The organism is Vibrio sp. TH_r3, assembly GCF_033101115.1.
In the GTDB taxonomy this organism is placed as follows: domain Bacteria; phylum Pseudomonadota; class Gammaproteobacteria; order Enterobacterales; family Vibrionaceae; genus Vibrio.
Genome location: NZ_JAWMPW010000062.1, coordinates 1 through 1,053, shown reverse-complemented (window position 1 = coordinate 1,053; position 1,053 = coordinate 1). Strand labels below are relative to the sequence as shown.

1 protein-coding gene is annotated in these 1,053 nt (G+C 47.3%); it reads left to right on the top strand.

What is annotated here, in order from left to right:
* Positions 1-1,053: Ig-like domain-containing protein (locus R3X26_RS18745; RefSeq protein WP_317718839.1), on the top strand; the 1,053-nt coding region annotated here is incomplete at both ends.

The window sequence follows — 1,053 nt, the reverse complement described above, 5'->3', positions numbered from 1 at the left end:
CTCGATTGTTGATGGTAATTGGACCGTCGAAATTGATGGCCTAACAGAGGATGGGGAATACAGCTATCAAGTTGTTGCTTATAACGAGCTAGGCAGCGTGTCAAACCCTGTTTCTGGTACGTTCGAAATAGATACAACGGCACCATTAGAGATCTCTGAAACCACTTCTGGTGATATTTTAGCCAATGAAATGCCTACGTTTACCGGATCTGCAGATGAATCTGGTCAGCAAGTTACCGTGGTTATCTATAATCAAGATGGCACAGAAGCCTATCGTTATAGCGAAACCTTTGACCGAGAACAAGCTTGGTCTATCACGCTACCGGACGGGACATTAGCCGATGGCGACTATACGTATAATCTGTCGTCTCAAGATGTCGCCGGTAACGTTGCTGAGTCTATTTCGGCTAATTTAACCGTGGATTCAACGCCGCCGACTTTTACCGCTAATTTAGATGAGGATTCAAATACGGGGGTAATCGACGACACGATCACTGCTCAACCTCAACCTGTTATAAGTGGCGAAATTGATGATCCGAACGCTAGCATTAGTTTGGTCATTGATGGGCAGACCTACACCGACGCTACGATTGTTGATAATGAAGATGGTACTTATTCTTGGTCGATCAACGTTGAGACGCCGCTGAGTGAAGGCGAGGTAAGCTACACCGTTACGGCTACCGACCAAGCGGGTAACCACTCAGAAGTGGTCGGCGCTATAACGACCGACTACAGCGTAGATGTGACCACACAATTTGATTCACGCACCAATGATGTATCAGACGAGGGCACATCAAGTAATGACGCGACGCCAACGTTTAGCGGTACAGGGGACAGTGTTGGTGACATTATTACCCTTAATCTAAGCGGTATTGATCAAAATGGCGTGGCAGTGAGCTACACCTATACCACCGAAGTGACAGACACATTGGATGAAAACGGCAATTATACTTGGTCGTACACCATACCAACCACCGCTCCTTTGGTTACGGGCGAGTATTCCTATTCTGTCACGGCAACCGACCAAGCGGACAACAGCAAAACGGTTGACGG